The 24,964-nt window shown below is 25.2% G+C and carries 31 protein-coding genes and 2 tRNA genes; 15 read left to right on the top strand and 18 right to left on the bottom strand.

Annotated elements, in window-relative coordinates:
* Both ATH_RS06330 and ATH_RS06325 read right to left on the bottom strand, forming a co-directional pair.
* Entirely contained in the window at window positions 1-1,092 is a 1,092-nt protein-coding gene (locus tag ATH_RS06330) for a YeeE/YedE family protein (RefSeq protein ID WP_066184628.1), read from the bottom strand.
* Window positions 1,092-1,346 (bottom strand): hypothetical protein, encoded by a 255-nt coding sequence (locus tag ATH_RS06325; RefSeq protein WP_066184626.1) that lies wholly within the window; start codon window positions 1,344-1,346, stop codon window positions 1,092-1,094. The genes ATH_RS06330 and ATH_RS06325 overlap by 1 nt, the downstream gene beginning before the upstream one ends.
* Before the next feature lie 173 nt (window positions 1,347-1,519).
* On the opposite strand from ATH_RS06325, the gene metX reads away from it, so the two are divergent.
* The 8 genes from metX to ATH_RS06290 all read left to right on the top strand — a co-directional run bounded on the left by metX (window position 1,520) and on the right by ATH_RS06290 (window position 10,780).
* Window positions 1,520-2,623 carry a homoserine O-acetyltransferase MetX gene (gene metX / locus ATH_RS06320; protein WP_066184624.1) on the top strand — a complete coding sequence of 368 codons (1,104 nt, stop codon included), beginning with the start codon at window positions 1,520-1,522 and terminating at the stop codon, window positions 2,621-2,623.
* A 1-nt stretch (window position 2,624) separates the two neighbouring features.
* The gene (xseB, locus tag ATH_RS06315; protein WP_066184621.1) at window positions 2,625-2,825 is read left to right on the top strand and encodes an exodeoxyribonuclease VII small subunit; all 201 of its coding nucleotides are present in this window, start codon (window positions 2,625-2,627) and stop codon (window positions 2,823-2,825) included.
* Window positions 2,826-2,935: 110 nt separating this feature from the next.
* A complete protein-coding gene (gene carB, locus ATH_RS06310) occupies window positions 2,936-6,178 on the top strand; it encodes a carbamoyl-phosphate synthase large subunit (RefSeq protein ID WP_066184620.1) in 3,243 nt (1,080 codons plus the stop codon).
* Between the two features lie 2 nt (window positions 6,179-6,180).
* The gene (locus tag ATH_RS06305) at window positions 6,181-6,624 is read left to right on the top strand and encodes a Sua5 YciO YrdC YwlC family protein (protein ID WP_066184618.1); all 444 of its coding nucleotides are present in this window, start codon (window positions 6,181-6,183) and stop codon (window positions 6,622-6,624) included.
* Between the two features lie 63 nt (window positions 6,625-6,687).
* Window positions 6,688-6,763 (top strand) — tRNA-Glu (locus tag ATH_RS09830).
* A gap of 259 nt (window positions 6,764-7,022) precedes the next feature.
* Window positions 7,023-8,315: a DNA polymerase Y family protein gene (locus ATH_RS06300; RefSeq protein ID WP_066184615.1), complete on the top strand. Its 1,293-nt coding sequence runs from the start codon at window positions 7,023-7,025 to the stop codon at window positions 8,313-8,315.
* Between the two features lie 483 nt (window positions 8,316-8,798).
* Window positions 8,799-9,368: a hypothetical protein gene (locus tag ATH_RS06295; RefSeq protein ID WP_066184613.1), complete on the top strand. Its 570-nt coding sequence runs from the start codon at window positions 8,799-8,801 to the stop codon at window positions 9,366-9,368.
* Between the two features lie 404 nt (window positions 9,369-9,772).
* Window positions 9,773-10,780 carry a hypothetical protein gene (locus ATH_RS06290; protein WP_066184611.1) on the top strand — a complete coding sequence of 336 codons (1,008 nt, stop codon included), beginning with the start codon at window positions 9,773-9,775 and terminating at the stop codon, window positions 10,778-10,780.
* A gap of 71 nt (window positions 10,781-10,851) precedes the next feature.
* Here the strand turns inward: ATH_RS06290 and ATH_RS06285 are convergent, their stop codons facing one another.
* From ATH_RS06285 to ATH_RS06255, 9 genes are all read right to left on the bottom strand, one after another.
* Window positions 10,852-11,043: a YwbE family protein gene (locus ATH_RS06285; protein ID WP_066184609.1), complete on the bottom strand. Its 192-nt coding sequence runs from the start codon at window positions 11,041-11,043 to the stop codon at window positions 10,852-10,854.
* Window positions 11,044-11,558: 515 nt separating this feature from the next.
* The gene (locus ATH_RS06280; protein WP_066184607.1) at window positions 11,559-11,804 is read right to left on the bottom strand and encodes a hypothetical protein; all 246 of its coding nucleotides are present in this window, start codon (window positions 11,802-11,804) and stop codon (window positions 11,559-11,561) included.
* Between the two features lie 140 nt (window positions 11,805-11,944).
* A tRNA-Arg gene (locus ATH_RS06275) sits at window positions 11,945-12,021 on the bottom strand.
* 72 nt (window positions 12,022-12,093) lie between these two features.
* A complete protein-coding gene (locus tag ATH_RS06270) occupies window positions 12,094-13,014 on the bottom strand; it encodes a hypothetical protein (protein WP_066184606.1) in 921 nt (306 codons plus the stop codon).
* A gap of 100 nt (window positions 13,015-13,114) precedes the next feature.
* Entirely contained in the window at window positions 13,115-13,756 is a 642-nt protein-coding gene (locus ATH_RS06265; protein WP_066184604.1) for a hypothetical protein, read from the bottom strand.
* Between the two features lie 10 nt (window positions 13,757-13,766).
* Complete coding sequence (locus tag ATH_RS09895) at window positions 13,767-13,928, bottom strand: hypothetical protein (RefSeq protein WP_165595952.1); 162 nt, start codon at window positions 13,926-13,928, stop codon at window positions 13,767-13,769.
* 1 nt (window position 13,929) lies between these two features.
* A complete protein-coding gene (locus tag ATH_RS06260; protein ID WP_066184603.1) occupies window positions 13,930-14,223 on the bottom strand; it encodes a hypothetical protein in 294 nt (97 codons plus the stop codon).
* 14 nt (window positions 14,224-14,237) lie between these two features.
* A complete protein-coding gene (locus ATH_RS09890; protein ID WP_165595953.1) occupies window positions 14,238-14,381 on the bottom strand; it encodes a hypothetical protein in 144 nt (47 codons plus the stop codon).
* A 112-nt stretch (window positions 14,382-14,493) separates the two neighbouring features.
* A complete protein-coding gene (locus tag ATH_RS06255; protein ID WP_066184601.1) occupies window positions 14,494-15,264 on the bottom strand; it encodes a SprT-like domain-containing protein in 771 nt (256 codons plus the stop codon).
* 437 nt (window positions 15,265-15,701) lie between these two features.
* Between ATH_RS06255 and ATH_RS06250 the strand changes: the two genes are divergently transcribed.
* The 4 genes from ATH_RS06250 to ATH_RS09885 all read left to right on the top strand — a co-directional run bounded on the left by ATH_RS06250 (window position 15,702) and on the right by ATH_RS09885 (window position 18,029).
* Window positions 15,702-16,952, top strand: coding sequence for a type II toxin-antitoxin system HipA family toxin (locus ATH_RS06250; protein WP_066184599.1), 1,251 nt, complete (start codon window positions 15,702-15,704; stop codon window positions 16,950-16,952).
* A complete protein-coding gene (locus tag ATH_RS06245) occupies window positions 16,952-17,314 on the top strand; it encodes a helix-turn-helix domain-containing protein (RefSeq protein WP_066184597.1) in 363 nt (120 codons plus the stop codon). Before ATH_RS06250 ends, ATH_RS06245 begins: the two co-directional genes overlap by 1 nt.
* A gap of 287 nt (window positions 17,315-17,601) precedes the next feature.
* A complete protein-coding gene (locus ATH_RS06240) occupies window positions 17,602-17,820 on the top strand; it encodes a cold-shock protein (RefSeq protein ID WP_066184594.1) in 219 nt (72 codons plus the stop codon).
* A gap of 68 nt (window positions 17,821-17,888) precedes the next feature.
* Window positions 17,889-18,029, top strand: a complete 141-nt coding sequence (locus tag ATH_RS09885; protein ID WP_165595846.1) for a hypothetical protein — start codon at window positions 17,889-17,891, stop codon at window positions 18,027-18,029.
* Between the two features lie 45 nt (window positions 18,030-18,074).
* Here the strand turns inward: ATH_RS09885 and ATH_RS06235 are convergent, their stop codons facing one another.
* The 3 genes from ATH_RS06235 to ATH_RS10020 all read right to left on the bottom strand — a co-directional run bounded on the left by ATH_RS06235 (window position 18,075) and on the right by ATH_RS10020 (window position 19,934).
* Complete coding sequence (locus ATH_RS06235) at window positions 18,075-19,157, bottom strand: tyrosine-type recombinase/integrase (RefSeq protein WP_066184593.1); 1,083 nt, start codon at window positions 19,155-19,157, stop codon at window positions 18,075-18,077.
* 204 nt (window positions 19,158-19,361) lie between these two features.
* Complete coding sequence (locus ATH_RS06230) at window positions 19,362-19,628, bottom strand: hypothetical protein (protein ID WP_066184591.1); 267 nt, start codon at window positions 19,626-19,628, stop codon at window positions 19,362-19,364.
* A 180-nt stretch (window positions 19,629-19,808) separates the two neighbouring features.
* Complete coding sequence (locus tag ATH_RS10020) at window positions 19,809-19,934, bottom strand: hypothetical protein (protein ID WP_257122328.1); 126 nt, start codon at window positions 19,932-19,934, stop codon at window positions 19,809-19,811.
* Between the two features lie 403 nt (window positions 19,935-20,337).
* Here ATH_RS10020 and ATH_RS06220 point away from each other — a divergent pair, with 403 nt between their 5' ends.
* The 3 genes from ATH_RS06220 (at window position 20,338) to ATH_RS06210 (ending at window position 22,000) form a co-directional block, all read left to right on the top strand.
* Window positions 20,338-21,423 (top strand): tyrosine-type recombinase/integrase, encoded by a 1,086-nt coding sequence (locus ATH_RS06220; RefSeq protein ID WP_066390235.1) that lies wholly within the window; start codon window positions 20,338-20,340, stop codon window positions 21,421-21,423.
* 67 nt (window positions 21,424-21,490) lie between these two features.
* On the top strand, window positions 21,491-21,724 hold the full coding sequence (locus ATH_RS06215) for a type II toxin-antitoxin system RelB/DinJ family antitoxin (protein WP_066390237.1): 234 nt from the start codon (window positions 21,491-21,493) through the stop codon (window positions 21,722-21,724).
* A 3-nt stretch (window positions 21,725-21,727) separates the two neighbouring features.
* A complete protein-coding gene (locus tag ATH_RS06210; protein ID WP_066390238.1) occupies window positions 21,728-22,000 on the top strand; it encodes a type II toxin-antitoxin system RelE/ParE family toxin in 273 nt (90 codons plus the stop codon).
* Between the two features lie 48 nt (window positions 22,001-22,048).
* Here the strand turns inward: ATH_RS06210 and ATH_RS06205 are convergent, their stop codons facing one another.
* The 4 genes from ATH_RS06205 to ATH_RS06190 all read right to left on the bottom strand — a co-directional run bounded on the left by ATH_RS06205 (window position 22,049) and on the right by ATH_RS06190 (window position 24,883).
* A complete protein-coding gene (locus ATH_RS06205) occupies window positions 22,049-22,234 on the bottom strand; it encodes a hypothetical protein (RefSeq protein WP_066390240.1) in 186 nt (61 codons plus the stop codon).
* Window positions 22,235-22,878: 644 nt separating this feature from the next.
* A complete protein-coding gene (locus ATH_RS06200; RefSeq protein ID WP_066390243.1) occupies window positions 22,879-23,529 on the bottom strand; it encodes a hypothetical protein in 651 nt (216 codons plus the stop codon).
* Between the two features lie 11 nt (window positions 23,530-23,540).
* On the bottom strand, window positions 23,541-23,858 hold the full coding sequence (locus tag ATH_RS06195; RefSeq protein ID WP_066390244.1) for a hypothetical protein: 318 nt from the start codon (window positions 23,856-23,858) through the stop codon (window positions 23,541-23,543).
* A gap of 212 nt (window positions 23,859-24,070) precedes the next feature.
* Window positions 24,071-24,883, bottom strand: a complete 813-nt coding sequence (locus ATH_RS06190) for a hypothetical protein (protein WP_066390250.1) — start codon at window positions 24,881-24,883, stop codon at window positions 24,071-24,073.
* Window positions 24,884-24,964 lie beyond the last annotated feature (81 nt).

Genomic DNA, 24,964 nt, shown 5'->3' with positions numbered 1-24,964 from the left:
TTATATATCAAAATTTAAAGGTTTATTATCTTTTTCATCTTCCCATTCAAATAAGAAACACATAGGAAGTTTATCTTTTTTAAGCAGAAATTTACCAGTAAAATATCCACCAACAAAGATAGAAATTATTGCCAAAAATGAACTAAGAAGAAGAGTTGATACTCCACTTAAACCTTGCCCAACTGTACAACCAATAGCCATAATTCCACCAATTCCCATTAGTGAACCACCAATAATATTATATTTTAATTTATTAAAAGTTATTTGAGATGTACAACCAAAACTGTATTTCTTATTAAAAAATGATGAGATATATGCACCAATAATAGCTCCAAGAACTAAACAAACACCAATAGATAATTCACTAATTTCATAACTTGTAATAAACTCTAAAGTTTTTGCACTAGGATATACAAAACTTATAGCTTGTGCTTGTATCTCTCTTTCAAAGCTTTCAAGTCCAATATATGCTGAAACAAACCAAGCTAAAGCAACTAAAAGACCAATTACAAAACCATCAAGTAAAGATAAAACTCTTTTTACTTTTTTGATTAAGAACATTAACAATGTACAAAGTACAAAAAGTACAAAATAAATATTTAATATAAAGTTTTCTAAATAAGAAGATATATTTACTAAAAATTCATTAGATACAATAAAATCAACACCTTGATATAAAACACCTCTTGTACTAGCAAATGCAAAAATTGCTATAAATATAAGAGTTATTAAAGCATTTATATCACCTTGTGCAAATTTTACAATACTTCTACTACTGCAACCATCTGCTATCATCATTCCAGCACCAAATAATAATCCACCTAAAATAATTGCAAAGTAGTTTATATTGTTTTTAAAATAAGAGCTAGAACTAAGATCTAAATTAAAAAAGTAAACTAAAAACTGAGTAGATATTATTGCAACAATCATTGCCATAACAACACTTGCAGCTCTTCTTGTCGATTTTATTTGTAAATAATCTTTTATACTTCCACTAAAACAAAACTGTTTTTGTTGAGCTATAAAACCAAATACAAATGCTATTATAAAAAATAGTATAAAAACTATTTGATAAATTTCTAAATCAAACACTATAATTGCTCCTCATCTTCTTCCATATCTTCTAAATCTAGTAAAATATTTTTTGCTTCTTTTTCGCTTAATTTATTTTCTAAAATCAGTTTTCTAGCCTCTTTATAAAACTTTTCTACCTCTTTAAAATAATTTAATTCATACTCTAATTCACTATCTTTTTTTTTGTTTAGTAATTTTTCTAAAGCTTCTATTTCAGCTTTTAATTCTGGTAAAACACCTTCATCTAAAATCTTTTTTAGTTTATTAATCATATTCTAAAAATCCTTTTTATAATTTCAAACTATAATTATATATAAAATTACTTATAAATATAGGAAAAAAATAGTTTTTTTTAATCTTTATTAAATATTGTCACTAAAAGGCTTTTTTATCTTAGTTTAGATAGACTTTATGCTTATAAAATTAAAAATATTTGGAAAATAGTTTGAAAATAGAGACAAAAATAGCAAGTTTTGATGAAGCTTTATATCTTGAAAGTGGAAGATTACTTGAAAAGTTTGAAATAATATATGAAACTTATGGAACACTAAATGAAGATAAATCAAATGTAATAGTAATTTGTCATGCTCTTTCAGGAAGTCATCATGCAGCAGGAAGATATGAAAATGAAGCAAAAGCTGGATGGTGGGATAAGTTTATTGGAGATAAAAAAACTATTGATACAGAAAAATATTTTGTAATCTGTTCAAATAATATTGGAAGTTCTTATGGTTCTACAAGTCCATTAAGTATAAATCCAGCAACAAAAAAAGAGTATAGATTAAAATTCCCTGTTTTAACAATATCAGATATTGTAAATGCTCAGATGAAACTTTATAAAAAGTTAGGAATAGAAAAGGCTATTGCTGTAATTGGGGGAAGTATGGGAGGAATGCAAACTTTGTGTTATAGCATTGAACATCCAAATTTTGCAAAACATTATATAGCTATGGCATGTACAGCTTATACAAGACCTTGGGCAATTGCTTTAAATAAAATTGCAATTGAGGCTATAAGGCATGATCCTAGTTTTAAGAATGGAAATTATGAAAAAGATGATTTAAAAGCAAAAGGACTTGTAGGATTAGCTGTTGGAAGAATGGCAGGATTAATAGCATATTTAAGTCCATCATTTTTTAATAGAAGATTTGCTAGAGATTATGTTGATACAGATGGGCTTTATGAACTTTTTGGAAGATTTGAAATAGAAAAATATCTTGAACATAATTCATATAGTTTTCCAAAGTTTTTTGATCCTTTATCATATTTATACATTTGTAAAACAATAAATATTTTTGATGCTGGAAGAAATAAGGATAAACTTGAGTACTCTTTTATGAAAATTATTGGGAAACTTCATCTTATATCTTTCAAAGATGATATGTTGTTTTTTCCTGAAGAGATGAAAGAGATTGAAGATATTATGATTAAAATTGGAAAACAAGAACAAGTTACTTATCTTGAAGTAGATAGTTCAAGTGGTCATGACTCATTTTTGGTTGAAGTTCCTAAATTTGAAAAACATATACAAGATATTTTAAAGGATTAAAATGGAAGAAAATAAGTTAAATGAAGAGAGTTTTGAAACTAAAGTATTAAAAGCAAAAGATATTTTAGAAAAACTTTCTAAAAATGATATTACTTTAAGTGATAGTTTAAAGCTATATAGCGAAGGTTTAAAAGAATTAGAACTTGCTCAAAAACTTTTAGAAGATGCAAAAATAGTATTTACAACTCAAAACAAAGCCTAAAAAACAGTGCTTTTTATCTATAAGACTCATTGAATCGGATTTATCTAACAAAAACTTAAGTGTTTTTTGGATAAACTTGCCAAATTTTTAAAATCAGCGAAAGGAAAGTTATGCCAAAAAGAGAAGATATAAAAAACATTTTGTTAATTGGTTCAGGACCAATTGTAATAGGGCAGGCGTGTGAGTTTGATTACTCAGGAACACAAGCAACAAAAACTTTAAAAGAACTAGGATATAGAGTAGTTTTGGTAAATTCAAATCCAGCAACTATAATGACAGATCCAGAATTTGCTGATAAGACATATATCGAACCAATTACTGAAGAAGTTGTTTTAAATATAATTAAAAAAGAGAATATAGATGCAATTTTGCCAACAATGGGTGGACAAACTGCACTAAATGTAGCAACTTCTATGTATGAAAAAGGACTTTTAGAAGGGATTAACTTTTTAGGAGTTCATCCAGAAGCTATTAAAAAAGGTGAAGATAGACATCTTTTTAGTGAAGCTATGAGAAAAATAGGGCTAGATCTTCCAAGAAGTGAAAATGCCTATAATCTTGAGGAAGCTATCAGAGTTGCAAAAGATATTGGATTCCCAGTTATTAGTAGAGCTTCGTTTACACTTGCAGGTGCTGGAAGTGGAGTTGCTTATAATCTTGAAGAGTTCAAAATTCTTGCACAAGCTGGACTTGATGCATCACCAATTAATGAAATTGAGATATTAGAATCAGTTTTAGGTTGGAAAGAGTATGAAATGGAGATTATAAGAGATACAAATGATAATTGTATTGTTGTTTGTTCTATTGAAAACCTTGATCCAATGGGAGTTCATACAGGAGATAGTATAACTATTGCACCAGCACTTACATTAACTGATAAAGAGTATGCAAAGATGAGAGATGCTTCTTTTGCTATTTTAAGAGAAATTGGAGTAAATAGTGGTGGATCAAATGTACAGTTTTCTATGTGTCCAAACACGGGAAGAATGCTTGTAATTGAGATGAATCCAAGAGTAAGTAGAAGTTCAGCACTTGCTTCAAAAGCAACAGGATATCCAATAGCAAAAGTTTCTACACTTCTTGCAGTTGGATTTACTTTAGATGAAATTACAAATGATATGACAGGATCAAAAGCTTGTTTCGAACCAGCAGTTGATTATATTGTTACAAAAGTTCCAAGATTTACTTTTGAAAAATTCCCAAAAGCAAATTCAACTTTAACAACTTCAATGAAATCTGTTGGAGAAGTTATGGCAATAGGAAGAAACTTTAATGAATCAATTCAAAAAGCTATGTGTTCTTTAGAAACAGGAATTTGTGGATTTGATTCAGTAACAACTGATTTAGAACTCATTAAAAAAGAGATTAGAAGACCAAATGATAAAAGACTTCAATATTTAATGGATGGATTAAGACAAGGTCTAACAAATGATGATATTTTTGAATTATCAAAAATTGATCCTTGGTTCTTAGCTAAATTTAGAGAAATTTATGAATTAGAGTTATCAATTACTCCAGCAATATTAAAAGATGAAGAGCTTTTAAGAAGAGTTAAATCAAATGGATTTAGTGATAAATTTATTGCAAACTTAATAGGAAAAAATGAAGAAGATGTTTATAGTGCAAGAAAAGCTTTAAATATTGATTTCGAATACAATGAAGTTGATACTTGTGCAGGAGAGTTTAAAGCTTTAAATCAATATTTATATTCAATAATTAATGTATCAAAACTTCCAAAAATTGAAACAAAAAAATCAAGTGATAAAAAAGTTATGATTATTGGTGGTGGACCAAATAGAATAGGTCAAGGAATAGAGTTTGATTATTGTTGTGTACATGCTAGTTTTGCATTAGCAGAAATGGGTGTAAAAACAATTATGTATAACTGCAACCCTGAAACTGTAAGTACAGATTATGATACATCAGATGTTTTATATTTTGAACCAATAGATTTTGAACATGTAAGAAGTGTTGTTGAAAAAGAGCAACCAGATGGTGTTATTGTACATTTTGGAGGACAAACTCCACTTAAACTAGCACAAGCTCTTACAAAAGCTGGAGCAAAAATAATTGGAACAACAGCAGATGTTATTGATTTAGCAGAAGATAGAAAGAAATTTGCTACATTTGTTGAAAAAGTTGGACTTTTACAACCAGAAAATGGAACAGCTGTAAAACTTGATGAAGCAATAGTAATAGCAGAGAAAATTGGATATCCAGTTTTAGTTAGACCATCATTTGTTCTTGGTGGAAGAGGAATGAAGATTGTTTACTCTACAAATGAATTAAAACAATATATGGATGAAGCAGTTTCTGTATCAAATGATGCACCTGTTTTAATTGATAAATTCTTAGATAGAGCAATAGAACTTGATGTTGATTGTATTTGTGATGGTAAAGAGGCATATATTGGTGGAATTATGCAACATATTGAAGAAGCAGGAATTCACTCAGGAGATAGTGCTTGTTCATTACCTCCAATTAGTATTGAAGATAAATTAATAAAAGAGTTAGAGACAAAAACAAAAGATATGGCTTTGGCTTTAGGTGTTATAGGGCTTATGAATGTACAATATGCTATTCATAAAGGACAAATTTATTTAATTGAAGTAAATCCAAGAGCAAGTAGAACAGTTCCTTTTGTTTCAAAAGCTACTGGAATGCCTCTTGCAAAAATTGCAACTAGAGTTATGTGGAATGAGAGCTTAAGAGATGCTCTTAAAGTGTATGATAAAGGTATAGTTTATGAAGATAATGGTGTTTTAAAACCAAAATTAAAAGACCTTGTTGCTGTAAAAGAGTCGGTTTTCCCATTTAATAAATTAACAGGTGCAGATTTACTTTTAAGCCCAGAAATGAAATCAACTGGTGAAGTTATGGGTATAGCTTCAAATTTTGCAATGGCATTTGCAAAATCTCAAAATGCAGCTAAAAACTCTCTTCCTAAGTCTGGAAAGGTATTTATATCTTTATGTGATTTAGATAAATCATATGCTTCAAGTATTGCAAAAAGCTTAGTTGATAGTGGATTTACTATTGTTGCAACTGGTGGAACAGAAAAAATTATAAGTGAAGCAGGAATTGCTTGTGAAAAAGTTTTAAAAGTGAGTGAAGGAAGACCAAATATAACTGACCTTTTAACAAATGGTGATATAGCTATGGCAATAAATACAAGTGGAGAACAAAGTAGTTCTAAAGATGATGGAAAAGAGATAAGAAGAGCCGTTCTTAGAGTTGGAGTTCCATATTTTACAACAATTGCTGGTGCACAAGCAGCTAGTGATGCAATTAAAGAGTTAAAAATATCTGATGTTTCAGCTCCAAAATCTATTCAAGAGTATCTAAACTTTTAAATATGAATCCAAATTTAGTATATTTGGTACAAACAGATACAACTGTTGGTTTCTCATCAATCAATGATGAGAAACTATCAAATATAAAAAAAAGAGATATTAATCAGAAAATATTAAAAACAGTTGATAGCTTTACTACTTTGAAAGAGTTTACAAGGGTTCCAAAGAACTTTAAAAGACTTGTAAGATTAAGTATTAAAACTACTTTTATCTATCCAAACTTAAACTCTTTTAGAGTTATATCAAAAGATTCTTCTTTTCACTCTTTTATAAAAAAATTTAAAATTTTATCTTCTACTTCGGCAAATAAAACAAAAAACTCTTATGAATATGATTTTGCTATAGATAATTCAGATATTGAAGTTGTAGAGAAAAATGGTTTATTTGAAACTAGTTCTTCAAAAATTTATAGATTATATAAAAAGAGATTAAGACGAATGAGATAGAATATATAGAGATTTTAAGCAATATAAAACAGAAACTTAACTATAATCTCTATTCTTTTTTATGACCCCGTCGTCTAGCGGCCAAGGACCTCAAGATTTCCTCTTGATGACGAAAGTTCGAATCTTTCTGGGGTCGCCAACTCCAAAGTATTATTATAACGATATTTGAAGTAAGTTTAAAAAATAATATTTTAATTAAAACTATAAAGGTAGCTTTGTAGGTGTCCAGCAATGTCTATTTATTTAATTAAAATGTTTATCAACTCTTTCTAAATGAATCAATTATCTATTTAAATATTTCTCATCAGTTACATTACATTTTGCAATGAATTTAAATATATTTATTCTAATTTTATATAATAAGGTAAATAGAACCTTTTAAAATAGGAGTTGTTTATATGCTTGTGCATTTAGATTTAGATTGTTATTTTGTTAGTGCAGAAAGAACTAGATATCCTTTTTTAAAAGGTAAAAAAGTTGTTGTTGCAAAAAGTAGTGATAAAAGGATATTTTCAAATGATAAAAAGCAAGGGGTAATATTAGGTGATACTGGAGCATTTAATAGTGTATTAGAATTTAAAAATTCTTATGATACTAATAATATATTAAAAGCATGGAAAGATGAATTTATAGATGAAAATGGAGATATTCATGGAATTATAATTGCAAGAAGTTATGAATGTAAACCTTATAGCATAAAAATAGGAACACCTTTAAAAGAAGCTATTTTTATGTGTCCTAATTTAATCATTATTCCAAGTGATCATCTATTTTATCAAGAATTATCACAAAGACTAAAATCTTTTTTAGAATATAAAATTCCAATTATTGAGCAATACTCAATTGATGAGTTCTTTGGAGATTTGAATGGTTGGATTAATGATATTGATACACTAGATTTTATAAAGGACTTACAAAAAGAGATATTAGATAAATTTGATTTACCAATAACAATAGCTGCAAGTAAAAGTAAATGGATTGCAAAACTATTAACTGATAAGGTAAAACCTTTAGGAACAATTGCCATACCCCAAGAAAAAGTCTATGATTATACAAAAAACTATAATGTAAATGATTTTCCAGGAATTGGTAGAGTAATATCAAAAAAGTTAAGTGATTATAGAGTCCAAACATTAGGACAATTAAGAGAAAACAAAAATTTACTTTATGAATATGGAAAAACTGGAAGAGATTTATATAATAGAATTTGTGGAACAGATAATGAAAGAGTAATTCCTAATAATGATAGAAAAGCTATTGGAGTAAGTAGAAATTTCAAAGCTATATTAGATAGAAATGAACTTGGTAGAAGAGTAATAATACTTGCAAGATATCTTAGTTATACAATTACTAAATTAAATTTAAACCCAACAACATTTCATTTTAAAATAACATATGAATATGAAATACAAAGTTCTGAATCAATTAGTGAAAGTAGACTATTTAATGAAAAGTTCTTAATAAATTTATCATTAAAAATGTTTCAGAAATTAGATATTAAAAAAAACTATAAAATACACTACTTTTCAATCAATGCTTCTAATTTTGCTTCAAATAATAATATAAAAACATTTTCAGTGATGGATTACGAAAATGATTTAAAATTTAAAGCTTTAAATGAAAAACTATCAAAAGTTAGAGATAAATATGGTGTTGATATAATTAGATATGCTAGAGAATATCAAAAATGATATTTATTTTACACTTTATCCTTTTACTTATAACATTATATCGTACTATATAAATATAAAAATTCAACTTATCTTTTTAAATAGATTACCTGGAGAATAAAAAAAGTTGTATTAGAAGTTAAGAGCCAAAAAGCAGAGTTTAAAAAATGTAAATTTTTTAAAAAGCTTTTGGGTAAGTTCTAGCTAAATAATTGTAATGGTTTAATAATTATCATAGAACTTTCACATAAACTAAATGCAACAGTTAAAAAAAGCTAGTTACCATATAAAATGAATTAATTACCTACAAAACCATAATAGTTACCTTGCAAAATCAAATAGTTACCTATAAAAATGAGATAGTTACCTCAAAAAAGCTGTTTTTTCTCCAAATTTGTTGATTTGTAGAAAAAATTGAATAATTAAGAGAGGCAGGATACGGGGTATTGGTTCTTATTGTACGGTTTTAATTTCTTTAATGATATAATTCAAAAAAGGAATTAAATGAAAAGTATAAGAATTGAAGTAAGATTAAATAGTGAAGTAGAGAAAGAAGAGCTTTTTAAGATAGCAAAAAAAGAAGGATATAAAACTTTTTCAGAATTTTTTAGAGCTAAAATGAAAAAAGATTTTTCAGAAATATATAGAAGCCAATTAAATACATTTGATTTAAACTCCGAAAATAAAAGTATGAATAAATATATAAAGTTTAATGTTACAGAAGAAGATAAAGCTTTGTTTACTAAAAAAGCTTTTGATAATGGATATAAAAATATTTCTACATTTGCAAGAGAAATGTTAAAGTCTAGTTTATCAGAAGATTATGTAAATGAAATAGAGCAGCTTGAAAAATTAAGAATAGATACTATGAGAACAAGACAAGCTATTGCAAACTTATCATCAAATATAAATCAAATACTAAAAGCTTATAATAGTGGAGAGCATCCTAGCAGATGGATAGAAAGAGATTTAGCAAATAGAGAAAATTTACTTCCAGAAGTTAAATATCTTGTGGCACAAAATAAAATGATTACAGAAGAATTAGACAAGATGATTAAGAAAAGAAAAGTTTAAAAGATGATTTAAGGCAAGTAGTACCAGGAGAGAGTGATTAATTCTCTCCCTTTTATTAATATAATTTAGTTGCGAAAACTAAACATACCAAAATTAATACTACTATACGAAAAAGCATAACTAACTCTTTGGTTGGCACTCCCACCCCCACCCTTTAAATTGCTACACTACCCGCAAAAAAAAAGGTAAGGAAATAAATCCTTACCTTTTACAATGCCAAAAGTAGGTTAATCACTCCTATGGGGCTAAAATGCTTTTAGTGATTGAATTATATCAAACTATAAAATAGTTGTCAATATTTAGAATTTACACCACTATTTAGATTCTTTAATTGCTTTCAGCATTTGTTTATTTTTAAAATAAAAAGGAGTTTTGGCTTTAATTGGTATTGTTCTATAACTGGAATGACTCCAGAAAATTTTTTAAATTATAAAAATGAACATATATTAAATGAAACTGCTGAAATAGAATTTATTGATTTTGAAAAAAATAATATTTATAAAAAAGATTTTATTATAAATATAGATTATGAAAATAGTAAAAAAGATATTAATCAAAATCTAGATATATCTTCTTTCAATAATTCAATAAATGAAACAAGAGATTTTCAGAAATCTATAAAGGAACCAAATAATATTCAGAAATCCATAAAGGAACAAAACATTATAAATAGAGAATCTTCTTTTAAAGCTTTATTAAGAAAAGAAGAAATAAAAGAGATAAACTTTAAAACTGTATCAAATGATTTTTTTAAAGATAAAGATTTATCAGAAATAAAAAAAGAAGATTTAAATATTTACAAGCTAAAACACCTAAAAGAGTATGAAAAGAGTGTGGTGGGATATTTAGCTGTTAAATCTACAAGTAATAAACTTTTAGAAGTTCAAGCTGGATTAACAAGCTTACTAAATGAATCAAACTCAATAGAAAAAGCTATTGATGAAGTTAGTAAAAGCAAAGTTTCTATTTTTGAAAAAGTTGAACATAAAGATATATTAAAAGGTTTAAAAAAAGATTTTATAAAAAATGTTGCTAAATTATCTAAAGATACGGAAAATTTTTTAAATAATTCTATCTTAATTTATAATACAAAAGATAAAGATTTCTTTGATAAATATGTTAGAGAGGGGCTTGATAAAAATCCAATAGATTTTAATGAAGCATTTAAAAAAAGTAAACTTGATTATGAAAGTTTTAAAAAAGTTTATTTTACAAATGAACTAAATCAAGATAAATTAACTTTAAAAACAACTCTAACTAACTATAAAAATACTTTAGAAAAAAGTTTAAAAGCAGTAAATAAAGAGCTAGGGGTTATGGACAGAGCAAGAAATGCTGTTATTATAAAAGACCAGCTTAAAAAGATAGATAAAGCTATATCTAAAGGCATAGGATTATATATGCACCTTTAAACTCTTTAGCTTCATGAATTGCTTCTAAGGGTTCATTGTTTATTAACTTATTTTGTATTTCTAAATTAACTTTATAATATTTCTTGCACTCTTCCTATTTGACCATCTTGTAATCTTACTTTTATACCATGTGGATGAGATGATGAATTTGTTAGAATATCTTTTACAATTCCTTGAGTTAGTTTATTTGTTCTTTGGTCTGCTTTAAGAACTATATTAACTTTTAGTCCAGCTTTTATATTTAATCTTTTTTTTGGATCCAATTTTAATTCTCCTAATTCATCAAAGTTTTCTATATCAGCTCTTAGTAATTTCCTAAAATAATCTTGTCTTACAGAAAAACCAATCTCTTTTATCTTTTCATCTATTGCAGCTAATTGACCTTGTGAAAGATAAATATTAACTGGAGTATTTAGTTTTTTTCTTTTGCAAATCCATAAATAGTATTTACAAGATTTATAATATTATCATCAATCATTATATTGTTTTGGCTTTTTTATAGCAGGTTAATCACTCCTGCAGTGTTTTCTTATAGTAGTAATAATTTTAAGCCAAAGGTGGTATTTAAAATCAAAGTAACCCCTAAGGGCAAGACTTAATAAGTCTTGACTACTACGATGAAACATAGTATAATTACGATGATTAAAAATTGGTTCAAAACCTCACCTCTTTTCGAGAGGTAGAATTTTTGCCAGAGGTTGCAGCCTTTGGCAAAACCTCACAAAAAAATTATATCCAAATTCACTTTATTTTGTATTATCTAGTTTTAAATTAGCCTTTAAAGTTCATCAAAATTTTCTATATCAGCTCTTAAAAGCTTTCTAAAATAATCTTGTCTAACTGAAAAACCAATCTCTTTCATTTTTCCTTCAACTGCTTCAAGTTGTCCTTCTGTAAAATATAAATTTACCTGGATAGATTTCTTATTATCTTTTTTAGGTCGTCCAACTTTTGCATTATTTAAAACTTTTGTTTCAATAATAATATCATCTATATTTGAAGCTTCTATTTTTCTTTTTGCCAATTTTAAATCCTTATACTTTTAAATCCTTAATTATATTATAATACTATATTAAATAATATTAAATACTTAAATATAGTATTAAATACTTTTATATTTCATCAATTTTTATAAGGTTTTTTAGATTGAGTTAGTTTGTCTAATGGTACGCCTGGTAGGAGTCGAACCCACAACCCCTCGGGTCGAAACCGAGTATTCTATCCAGTTGAACTACAGACGCACTTAAAAATTAGGATTGAAGTCTATCCTAATTTTGCTTAAAATTTCTAGAAGAAGATATTATCTAAAACGATTAAAAAGAAGAATACAATTTCTTTTGTAATTTATGAACTTTTTGATTAATTTTACCTTTTCCTTTAAAAAAAGGATTAATCCATATTAATTCATTATTGTAATTTCTCCAATGTCCTCTAACAATAAAAGTACAATTTGTTTTTCTTATTCCTTTTTTAATTTTAAGTAAATCTATCTGTTTAATTTCTTCTATTTTATCGTTATCGTTACGAAAATTGATTATATATTGGAAAATTGAAAAACAATTTAATATAGTTTCATAAGATATAGTATCAATATTTTGTCTTAATAATATATTTCCAATTTTTTCTTTAGAGGATATATTAAGTAAAATATCTTTTAAAAAACTTTTGCTTGAAAATTTTAATGTGTTATTTATTTCGTGAAAATAAATTTCTAAAAAGCTATCATCATAGTTTATTATTTTAAACATTCCCTTTTTAAATGGTAATTTAATATCATATATTAAAAAATTAGAAAATATAACTCTTGATTTTTCTGAATTAAAATCTTCATTATAAGCTTCAATAATTATTGGGATTTCTTTATGGTTTTTATTACAATCATCAAGAGTTACATCAATTGTTTTTCTATCACCATTTATCCAATTTTTTAATGTAATTTGTAAGTCGTTACTCAGTTCATCCTTATAAAATTCATTTAAAGATACTTTTTTTATATTATCTATATTGAAATAATCAGAACTTAAATTAAACCAATTATTTTCTTCTAAGCCTTTAATAAATTTTATATATCCTAAATCTATAAATGTAATATAATAGTATTTGTCTATTTTTATCATTTCCAAGTTTTCTGCGAAATTATCAAGAATATTGGATATATCTTCTAATTTACGATTTTTGATTTGTTCTTCGTTTAATAAAATTTTTATTCCATATTTTATTTTTGATAATTGCATTCCAGTCTTCCTATTGTATATTCATTTTTATAATTTAAAAAACTTTTTTCTATATTTCCTAAAGAGTTATATATTTTTTTATTTAAAATACTTTTAATCCTTATTTAAAGTTGAAGATAAGTTCATCTAAAAACTTATCTATATTTATATATTTTATTTCTTGTTCATATTTATTCTTTAGCTCTTTTTGTTTAGAAGCTTCATCAACTAGCTTTCTCATTAAATTTGTTTTTGGAAGATATAAAAGAGGAAACCTATTAAATCCATTTACTTCAATATGTTCATTAAACTCTTTTATCTTTTCTTCTCTTATATATTTATCTGTAATAAATGCACCATTTAAAACAAATATTATTTTTGCTTTTATATTGCTCTTTAATATTAAATGAGCTGTTCTCATACTCTCACTAATACTCTCATAATCATCAAAAGATGGAATTATATAGAAATCACTTTTTAGATCAATCAATCTCTCATCAAAATATCCACCTAAATCACAAATCAAATAATCTGATTTTGTTTTTATTGATTGTTCTGCGATTTTATCTTTTAAAATCAAACAATCTTCTCTTCTCTCAAGTGTTTTGTCTTCTGGAATATTGATAGTTGAGATAACATTATATACTTCGCTATCTCTCTTTTTATCAAAATTTAAAATTGCAGAATTTAACTTTTCTGCTAAAAGTCTTGCAATAGAACTTTTACCACCACTTCTTAAATTTGCTAGTGTAATTAGTTTCATTTTTTACTCCTTAATCTATTTTTAGAACTTCAATTTTATTTATTGTTCTATTTGAGAATTTTTTATAGCATTTTGCAATTGCTTCATCAATTCCATTTGCTTCAATTGTAGTCATTGAAATAATATTTGAATATGGTAATTTAAAGCTAACCCTAAATGTAAATTGTTTCATTTTATTTCTCTTTTATGTAGATAGTTTTAGCTTTTTCAATTAAAAAATCAAAAGCTTTTTCTAATGTTTCAAAATCTAATTCATAACTAAGATTATGAAGAGTTGCTGCAACTATATATTTCTTTTTGTTTTTAATAATAGAACCACAATAAAACTCACTATCTGAAAGCATAAAGCAATTTTTAGTATCTCTTTTTATGTGATATTTATCACTTTTATCTATTTTTAGCCACACATCACTAATAGGTAGATTTTTTAAATCTTCAGCTGTTTTTATAGTATTTAAATTTTGCATTTCAATTTTCTCTTTTAATTTTTAACCATAAATTGGCTACAATTTAATCTTAAGAATTCACCAAATTCTTTCATTGTTCCAATTCCATTCTCTAACGCCAATTTTAGAATGTTTTGGAACTCTTCATAACTTTCAAACATATATTTCCCAAATTTCATTTTTACTCCTTTTATTTTAATAGTATTTATAATAGTTTAAAATACTATTAAATACTTTATAATGTTACAATTTAGAATATTAAAGGATACTTAATAAATATATTAAATACTTTTAAATACTAATATAAATAAAATCATTTCCACATATATTGCAAGTAATATCTAAATTTTTTTTACTCCAAACATTACAACCACATTCACAACAATATTTACTTTTATTTTTACTCTCTTCCAGGACAACTTCTTCAATATGTAAAGTATCTTTTACTATAGATCCAATAGTTGTATATAAAGATGTTAATATCTCTTCTTCATTGTTTGTATCAATCATCTCTTTTATATCTTCTTCATTAAGCTCTTCATCATTTATGATAAATGTTGATTTATTTGAATATCTATCAAAACATTTTAAAAATAAACCTTGTTTAAATATCTCAATACATACTTTTTCAAATATTCCGTTTTTTAGAGGATAATCATTCATCTTTTGACCAGTTTTTTTACCACCAGGTTTACCAGTTGAAGATGGAATTAATCCTAAGCTTTCCATTTTGTCAGCCCATTCTTTATTGTGATAACTTCTTTGTGAAGGAGTACTAAATTCATATTGCCAAAGATGTACCATCTCATGTACTATTGTTTGAAATATCTCTATAAAGTTAGAACTTGAGAAATAAGAAGGATTTAATGCTAGTTCATGGTTTTGTTTACCTTTACTACTAATCCATCTATTTGGACTAAAATATCCCATAACTCTTTTTTGTCTAGTTATAGTAATAATACAATTAGGAAGTTCATTTGAAAAAAGTTCTTTATTAAAAATATTAAATATCTCTTGGAAATATTCATAATATTCTAAAGTTGTAGATTTATTCTTTTTCATTCATTTCCTTTTATATCGTACTATATAAACGAAATCTTAGAGGAATTTAGAAATAAAAAAAAGAAGTATAAAAATTTTATATTGGGTGGTATAAAAAATTTATACTACTTAGCAGTTGAAAGCATTATATGAAGATAGATAGAAAAATACTTTTGCTACAAATACAGAGTAACAAATACAAAGTTTCATATAAAAGTAACAGTTACAATATTAAAGATAGAATTTAATTTTAAATATAAATATTTTATGAATGTCTGTTTTCGTTACAATTCACAAAACTATATTATAAAAAAGTTTTAAAATTATCTAAATAGTTGACTAGAAGTAGTTATTAATTATGATTATAATTTATTAGCAAAATATTTTAGACATATATATCTGTAATTAGACTAAATATTATGCTATAATTACAAACTAGTATGAATTAGGATTAAAAAATGCAGAAAATTTCAATATATATATTCGATAAACATATAGCAGATATGTATCAAGATGGAGATAGAGTATATCTCAAACAAATTGATGATTTATGTCATAAAGTAAGTCCTTTAATGCTAAGTTCTAATCAAAAAGAGATAGATACAACACATTTAGTACATCTTGAAAGAGTTGCTGGATTCATTAGTGATTCTTTACCAGGACATTTTGGTAATGAAATATTAAACAATTTCTTTTTACAAAATAAGAATATTTATCCAACAGTAAGTGATAAATTACTGTTTATTGGGAATAGGGGACTGGGAGCAATTACATACGAACCTGTAATGGAAAAATCAAATGGCTTTATAGAAACTTTAGAATTAAAAAGCATGTTTGAGAAAGCTAAGGAATTAAAAAAAGGAAGAGATTATCACTCTTTACAAGATGCTTTTTTGATAAGTGCACATTCATTTGTAGGTGGTGCAAGAAGTAAAGCAGTTGGAGCAATAAATCTTGATACAAAAGAGGTTTTTTTAGGAGATCGTACAAAACAATTAAGTGAAGGTTTTATGCACGCAATTATAAAGTATGATGATACATCAAATGATGATGAGAATAAATCAACATACTCAAAAGTAGAATATATTTATCATTTAATTGCTAAAAAAAGTGGTATAGATATGTCAGATTGTTATTTAGTTCAAACTGATGATAAACATCATTTTGTAACAAAAAGATTTGATATAGAACCAAATGGAAAAAGATATCATGTTCATTCATTTGCTGGATTACTTCACTTAGATTATAATATCCCAAGAACAGTAGGATATGAAGATTTACTTAGAACAGCAGTAAAATTAGGAGCGATAGGAAGTCTAAAACAGTTGTTTTTACAAATGCTTTTTAATTATATGTTTGTAAATCAAGATGACCATAGTAGAAACTTCTCTTTTATGTGTGATAGTGATTTTAAATATAAAGCTACACCAGCTTATGATTTAACATTTGCCAAAGGAGAAAAACAAACTGTAGAGCATCAATTATCTTTATATGGTAAAGCTTTATCAAAAATTAATATCGAAGATATTACTACATTAGCTACAGAATTTTCAATTGATTTAGAGTTTGTTGCAAGTTCTTTAGAAAAAATGAAAAACCTAAGAGATAATGAACTTCCACAACTACTTAAAGATTATGAAGTTGCATCTTTAAAACAAAAACAAATTTTAGAAAACACAAATAAAAGAACATTACAAGGAGTACTATAATGAGTAGTGATTTATTAAAAAAACTTCAAGATTTACAAACAAAGGTTAAGAAAAAACTTAAAAACAATCTTAATATAAATAGTGCTTTTGGAACTCTTACAGATGAAGAAATAGCAATGGTATTAGCTCTTAGAGCAAAGCAATTGAGACTTTCTCAAAATAAAAAACAGAGTGATTTTGCAAAAGAAGCAGAATTAAGTTCTGCTTCAACATATTCTAACTATGAACAAAAAGGAAGTATCTCAATGATAAATTTCATTAAAGTAATGAGAACATTTGGAAGACTTGAAGAGCTAGAAAAACTTTTACTTTTAACTACAAAAGAGAAGATTGAAAAAATAGAGAAGCAAAGAATTAAATGATATAAATAAACATTTATTTAATTTATAATATTGTGTCAAAGTATCAAAAACCTTTTTCAATCTTTAAGTTATTATATCAATTAATATAATAGTGAATTTGCAATTATTTATTTTTTCAGATATAGTGTATGTGTTAAAGATGATTTTGAGTTTAATCACATCTTTCGTTTGCTTTTATTGATATCTACAAAAATTAATACTAACTAACTTAAATAGTAACATATAACTCCACATTACACTTTATTCATAGCTTTAATTTAGAGCAAATAAATAAATAAGGATTGCACATGGCAAATCAAAATATTGGAATCGTAAAATGGTTCAATAATGAAAAAGGTTTTGGATTTATCCAATTAGAAAATGAAAGCAATGAGTTTTTTGTTCATCATAGTGAAATTAATTCATCAAGTTATGGAAGATCATCTTTAGATGAAAGACAAAGAGTATCTTTTGAAATTGGTAAAAATGAAAAAGGTCCTCAAGCAAAGAATGTTAGAGTAATCTAATAATAAAATGAGCATAGATTATAAATATTAAACTATGCTCTAAAATAAAATTATAAAGGAGAAGATTAATGTCAATAACAAATATTAGTATAAGAATTAAGAAATTAGTTTTATTAAGACTTATTAATGATGGTGAAAATATAATAGATGCAAGTTCAAAATCTGGATTATGTATCAAAGTTGCAAAAAAATATATAGAAAATAAATAACTTTACTCTTATTATATAAAACAGATAATATTAAAATATAAAAAATTACTTCAAAGTATCAAAAACCTTTTTTAATCCTTGAGCTGCTACTTTTTGTTGAACTTTTGCATATCTACGAGTAGGGCGAGTAGAACTATGTCCTAAAATAGCAGCAACTACTTCCATACTATTATCTGTTTCATTTAAAGATATTTCACCAATTAAATGTCTTAAATCATGTATTCTTATAGGTTTTGTAATTTCAGCAGCTTCCAATATTCTTTTCCAAGCCCATCTTAGATTTTTAACTTTATCTCCAGTAACTAAAGATTTAAAAACATAACCAGCTTTATCTTCTTTATTTGCTAAAATTTCATAAAGTTCATCTGTAATCTCATAACTCATATTTTTTTTAGCTTTATTTATTTCAAACCCTATGTAATAAACTCTTTTTTCTAAATCAATCATATCCCAAGTTAAACTAAGAACTTCATCTTTTCTTCTACCATGAAGTAAAAATGTAAATATCTCTTTGTATAATGGTTCTTTAAAATCTATAATAGCTCTAAATAACCTTTTTGATTCATCTATGTTTAATGGATAATCTCTTAAATTGTCATATTTTGGTTTATCAACTAATAAAACTGGATTATTAGTTATATATTTATTCTTCATTGCATATTTAAAAATTGCAGATAAGTCAGCTAATAAATTATCAACAGTTTTAGGAGCTTTTGATTTTAATAAAGTATTAACTAGATTTTGAATTTGAAAAGATTGAATATTATTAATAAATAAATTATCAAATATAGATTTGAAATGAGCATTATAATTACTTTTCTTTGCTAAAATTGTTCTACTAACTACTGATCTAGAATTTTCTAAATGTTCTATATATATTTTAAATAGTTCTTTAAAAGTTAAATCTTTTTTTATATAGTTGTTATTTATAATATCACTTTTTAACTCTTCTTTTTTCAAAAATGCAATTTTTGCATTTGTTTTGAATTGATCATTTTCATAACCAATAATTTTTCTATATTTTTTAGAATTTATCGTAAAGGTTGCAACAAATACTTTACCTTTAAAGTTATCTTGATAATATCCTATTCCAGGATAAATAGTTTTCGTAGTTTTTGGTATTGCCAAAGGTATCCTTTAAGGTGTCAAATATTCGTGTAAATATCTGTAAATATATAAAATGAATATTAATATAAAACCTTAAAACCCTTATAAGATGGTTTAATTAATCAGAATTGTAAATAAATGGATATATAAGACTTCAAAATTTCCTCTTGATGACGAAAGTTCGAATCTTTCTGGGGTCGCCAAAATATCATAATACCTAATAATTTAATCTTCAGAATGATATTCAAGCATATGTATGATTTTTTCATAAATATCTGCTGCTTCTTCATCTGTTATATCATCTTTATTTATAGCACTTAGTATAGTTTCAAGTTCAGATAAAAATACTAGCATCTCTTTTTTTGCTTCTACATCATCTTTTGTAGCTTTGTTGTTATTTATTAAATCATTTAATTCTTCTATAAAATCTTTTGATTCTGGAATCATAGTCTTTTCAATTAAATTTTTTAATTCTAGTTTTATATTAATCACTTTTTGCCTTTTTTTATAATTTTGTATTGTACATAAAAGCGCATAAATGTATCTGTTAAAATATTAATAGCTTATAATGATTTTAAATAGATATTTAAAATCTTGCACTATATAAAGTAATATTGGATAACTTTTAAAAGTAGTTTCTTTTCTTCTACCATTAAATTTATAATAAAATTCTCAAATTTTATTTCCATTAGAAGCAATTTTTATCCTAAGACCTCCACCATCATTTAAAGAATAGTTTTTTGCTTTAGGTTTTGCTTGTTTTGTTTGAATATCTTTAAGTACAATAATAACAGCCATATAGTAGTCCTTGTAAAGAAAATCTTGGGGGTATCTTTTTGTAAAAATAGGGTTTTTTATTTTACCCCTACATTATAGTTGTATTTATATGAATTATTATAGATAGTGCTAGATTAAAGTAATCTTTAGAAGTTCGATTTTATAGTGGTTTTTAGTCTTTTTTGGATTGTATTGAATTGAAAAGTGGTGGGTCGTGAAGGACTCGAACCTTCGACCACTCGGTTATGAGCCGATTTCAACATATTTCATAGTAAACCTTTAAAAAACAATTTAAACATAAATAAGCCTTGAAAAGCCTTAAAATAAGCATTTTTAAATAATTCATAAATTTTAATAAACATTAATAGACATTGTTATAAACTGTTAAAAATATTACAAGGGTATAAATAGGGTAGAAAAAAGAATGACTAAAACAAGATTAACTGGAATATATTTTAGGGAAATTATTACTAATGATAAAACTGATAAAGTTTATTATATCACATACAAAGATGAAAATAATAAAAAGATATGGATAAAGATTGGTAAATATAGTGAAGGTATTAGGGAAACATATTGTAATCAAAAAAGAAATGAGATTTTAACAAAACAAAGAAATGGAGAAGAGGCACCCGTAATAGCAGCTAGAAAAAAGAAACAAAAAATATTGATAGAAACTTTAGCTGATGCTTACTTTAAAGAGAAAAATATTAGTGGCTCTACTCTAAATCATTATAAGGTGCATATATTACCTTACTTTAAAACATTCGATATTGATTTGTTATCAAAAAAAGATATTGAAAATTTTAAACATTTTTTAGAACAAAAGATTACAATTAATACTAAAAAGCCTTTAGCTCCGAAAACAATCAATAACATATTAAATATTTTAAAAACAATTGGTAAATACTCTTTGAAAAATGATTTACTGAAAAATGATTTCACAAAATATATTACTACTTGTAATATAGATAATGCAAGAGAGAGATTTTTAACAAAAGATGAGATACAAATTTTATATAATGAAACAAAAGAAGATAATATCATTTATTTATTTTTTAAATTGGCTTTAAATACTGGAGCTAGACTTGCAACTATTTTGAATATACATAAAAAAGATATAGATTTTGCTCATAATCTTATTACTTTAAAGGATTTTAAAAACAATTCAACCTATAAGTCATTTTTAACAGATGATTTAAAGCATTTGCTAGAGCTTAGAACAGCAAATTTATCTTTAAATGATAAAATCTTTACAACTAATCCAGAAAAGAGATTAAGAGCAATTTTAGATGAACTTTTTAATGAAGGCATTGATAATAGTGATAGAAAAAACAAAGTTGTAATCCATACATTAAGACACACATTCGCAAGTCACTTAGCTATTAATGGAACACCAATATTTACTATTCAAAAACTAATGAACCATAAAGATATAAAAATGACTATGAGATATGCAAAACTAGCTCCTGATAGTGGAAGAGAAGCAGTTATTAATTTAGGATTATAATAAAAAAATTTATTATATATTGACTTTGTAGCACAAATAGGCTACAATAAACAAAAAGGATTTAAAAATGATGGATTCAACAGTTAGAGCTAGAGTTGATAGTGATTTAAAACAAGAAGCAGAAGCTATTTTTAAAAAGTTAGGACTTAGTACATCTCAAGCAATAGTGATGTTTTTAAATATGGTAAAACTTAATAATGGTATTCCATTTGAGGTAAAAATTCCAAATAAAGATACTCTAAAAGCTATGCAAGAAGCTAAAGAGTTTAAGGGTGAAGAAATCACTTTAAAAGATTTATAAAATATGTATAAACTATTTAGAACAAAACAGTTTATAAAAGATTATGGTAAAACAAAGCTGTCTGATAAACACTATGAAAAATATATAAAGTTTGTTAGTTTATTATTGGAAAATAAGAAACTACCATCAGAAGCTTTAGATCATGAACTTGTTGGAAATTATCTTGGCTTTAGAGAGTGTCATATTAGTGGTGATATGCTTTTAATTTATATAATAGAAGATGGTTATTTAAAATTAACAAGAATAGGTACACATAATCAATTATTTAATAGCTAGTAAAATATTATCTCAATAAAAAAAAGGTAAATATTTAACGGTCTAAAATTAAAAGAAATTATTTATAAATTTCTTTACTCTATAATCTTCTTTTTTCCAAATTAAAAATACAACAACAGTTCCAATAATTAATAGTCCAAAAAGAGTATTTTTTAATCCTTCTAAATATATAGCTAGTATAAAAATTAGAGTAATATTTATAAATGCTAAGATTCTTAAGAAATCAATTTTCATAGTTTATCCTTTGTGTTAATTCTTGATATAAAATTATATAGTAGATATTTCATTTTGGCAAGTTTTTAATTTTCTCTAAATTGTTATTTTAATTAACTGAATAAATTTCTTATTGGTGGGCTAGTTGCTGTAATTGCAGCCATAATTAGTTGGATAGTAAATGGAACTTTGATAATGAATAGTATCTTGCTACAAATATCTATAGGCTTATTTTTATTTGCTTTAGTTTATTGTATAATTTACTTACATATAAAAGTTCAAAAAACACTAAACAAATTGGAGGCTGAAAATGATTGAATATATCCTAAGTGCCATAATGCTAACAGGTGCTATTTTAGTTTTCTTATTAATAAGAAGCTACAGCAAAGAAGAGTTTACAAAAACTACAAAATAAAAACAACACCTGAATAGGGGTATGAATAACATTTCCCTATGGGTTTTTTTGTTTGTTATTCAAATACTCCTACTTTTTTAGAATCTCAAAAAATCAATATTATAAATGCTTACATTATTAATTTATAAAAATATTAATATTAAATAGTGTTTTAAACGCATTTAAATACTCTAAAACGAACGAAACTGGATAACTTAATGCTAAGGTATGGTTATTGTTTTAAGCTCGTTAATGAGCTTATTTTGATGATTTAGCATATTAAAGAAAAAATATTTGTTTCTTTTTTATTTTCAGCTTTTACTGATTCTTCTTTTGCTTTCTCTATATCTTCTTTTGTTTTTACATCAATAATTTCCCACGGACCTTTCTTTTTTAATTGAAGTCCATTGGAATAAATTATTTCAGTTACACCACCTTCAAGATTAGTTACTTTGTTTTCTCTTTTAAATTCTTCTGTCATTTCTCTAAAAGTATTTGTTAAATCTCTTTCTTCTGGACTGCTTATTCCCAAAGCTCTTTTAGATTCTATTTCATCATCTTCTTTAAATTCTTTAAGAGTAACTTTAATTTTATTATCTTTAATTATATTCTCTTCGGCTTCTAAATCAATAACAATCTTTTCATTTTTTCTTGTTAAAAATTGAAAGAATATTGAGTTATCTGAAATTCTATCTAGTCCAAAATTTTTAGCATTTTTCATAATAAAAAATAATCTCTTTGCATCTATCTCAATCTCTTTATTTAAATTAATTAAATTAGCTTTTATTTGCTCAACTTTTTTCTTTGTTTGAACATCGTAAACTTTTTCTAACAAAGTTTTAATTCCAAACGAATGAACATAATAATTTCCATTCTCGCTTATTGATATTTGATCAGATGAATCTTCTAATAAAAAAAGCATCTCTATAACATTTAAATGAATATATTTATTTTCTTCAAACTCTTTTTTAATTCTTTTAATCTTTTAATTGCTCTTCCCTGTTCTTCCCAAATATCTAATCCTAGAAATTTTAACTCATTGAGATTTACTTCATCTTTATAAACATCCCAATCAAACATTTCATTTCGTTTATAAATAACTTCTTTGTTTTCTTTTAAAAAAACATGTTCTTTGTTTTTTCTGATATGTTTTGGTTTTGCGTGTCGCTTATTGTAAAAATAAACAATTACTAAAAAAACAATCGAAATTGATAGTAAAATTAAATACAACAAATATTCTAAATTACTCATAAGTTCTTCTTTTAAAAAAATCAAATTTTCTACTACTAATAGTATTAAATATATATATAGTAAAAAATACTCTAAGTCTTTCCATCTGATGAAAAAAGACTATTAATATATTAAATATATATATAGGCGAAAATAGATACTGCTTATTCAAGCAAAAAGAGTAAAAAAGCCTTGTTTTGCTATATATATTATTAAATATATATATAGGCAAATTAATCTTCATCATCTTCACTATGTTCTTGAGTTGCTATTTTTTGAATATCAATACGAATTAAGTCTTCAAGATAATTAATTCTTGAAATTTCATCGTACTTAATATACCTATTAGATTCTTTAATTTGTACAGTATTAATTACAAAATAGTTGAACTTTTTAACATCATTTTCTTTCAAAAAAGTATCAATGTTTCTCTGTAAAAAAGCTACTTGTTTCATATTATTTTCATCAAAATTATGCTTAAATCTTTCTCTAAAAGCAACCCATTTTTCTTCTCCAATATACAAAGGAATACCAAATAAATTACTAGTAGTGTTAAAAGTACCAAGCATAGAAATTACTTTATATTGAAAATAATTTCCTTTAAATTCATATAAAATAGCAGTAGAATTTTGAATAGAAGTAGTCTTATTATTCTGATTGTTACAACTAAATAATCCAGTAACATACTCCAATAAAAAGATTAAATATGCTCTTCTTCTTTGCTTAAAAACATTCTTATCATTCTTGCCAGTTCTAATACCAAATATGTTTAAAATGCTTAAATAAATATCAATGCTAACATTAATAGAAGCAAAATATTTAGCAATACAATGTATTAAGAAATTGTAATCAGTTTGATACACAAAACCCTTGTCACTATATATAATTGGATATGGAATTTGATTGCCATTCTTGTCAATTTCATTAGCAAATGAGGTAGCTTCATCCATAAAAAAATTAAGAAACTTTTTTATGTGTTCTTCACTACTAAAAGCCCTAGTTATATCTAAAGCATATTTGTATCTTAGCTCTTCATTTAATGACATTATTCAACCTCTTTTGCATTATTTTCAATAGTTAAATTATTAATATTCTCTATACTATATTCTATAATGCCACTAAATATT

It is taken from the genome of Aliarcobacter thereius LMG 24486 (assembly GCF_004214815.1).
GTDB lineage: Bacteria > Campylobacterota > Campylobacteria > Campylobacterales > Arcobacteraceae > Aliarcobacter > Aliarcobacter thereius.
Note: the sequence above shows the minus strand (reverse complement) of the source record. Positions and strands in the feature narration are given on the sequence as shown.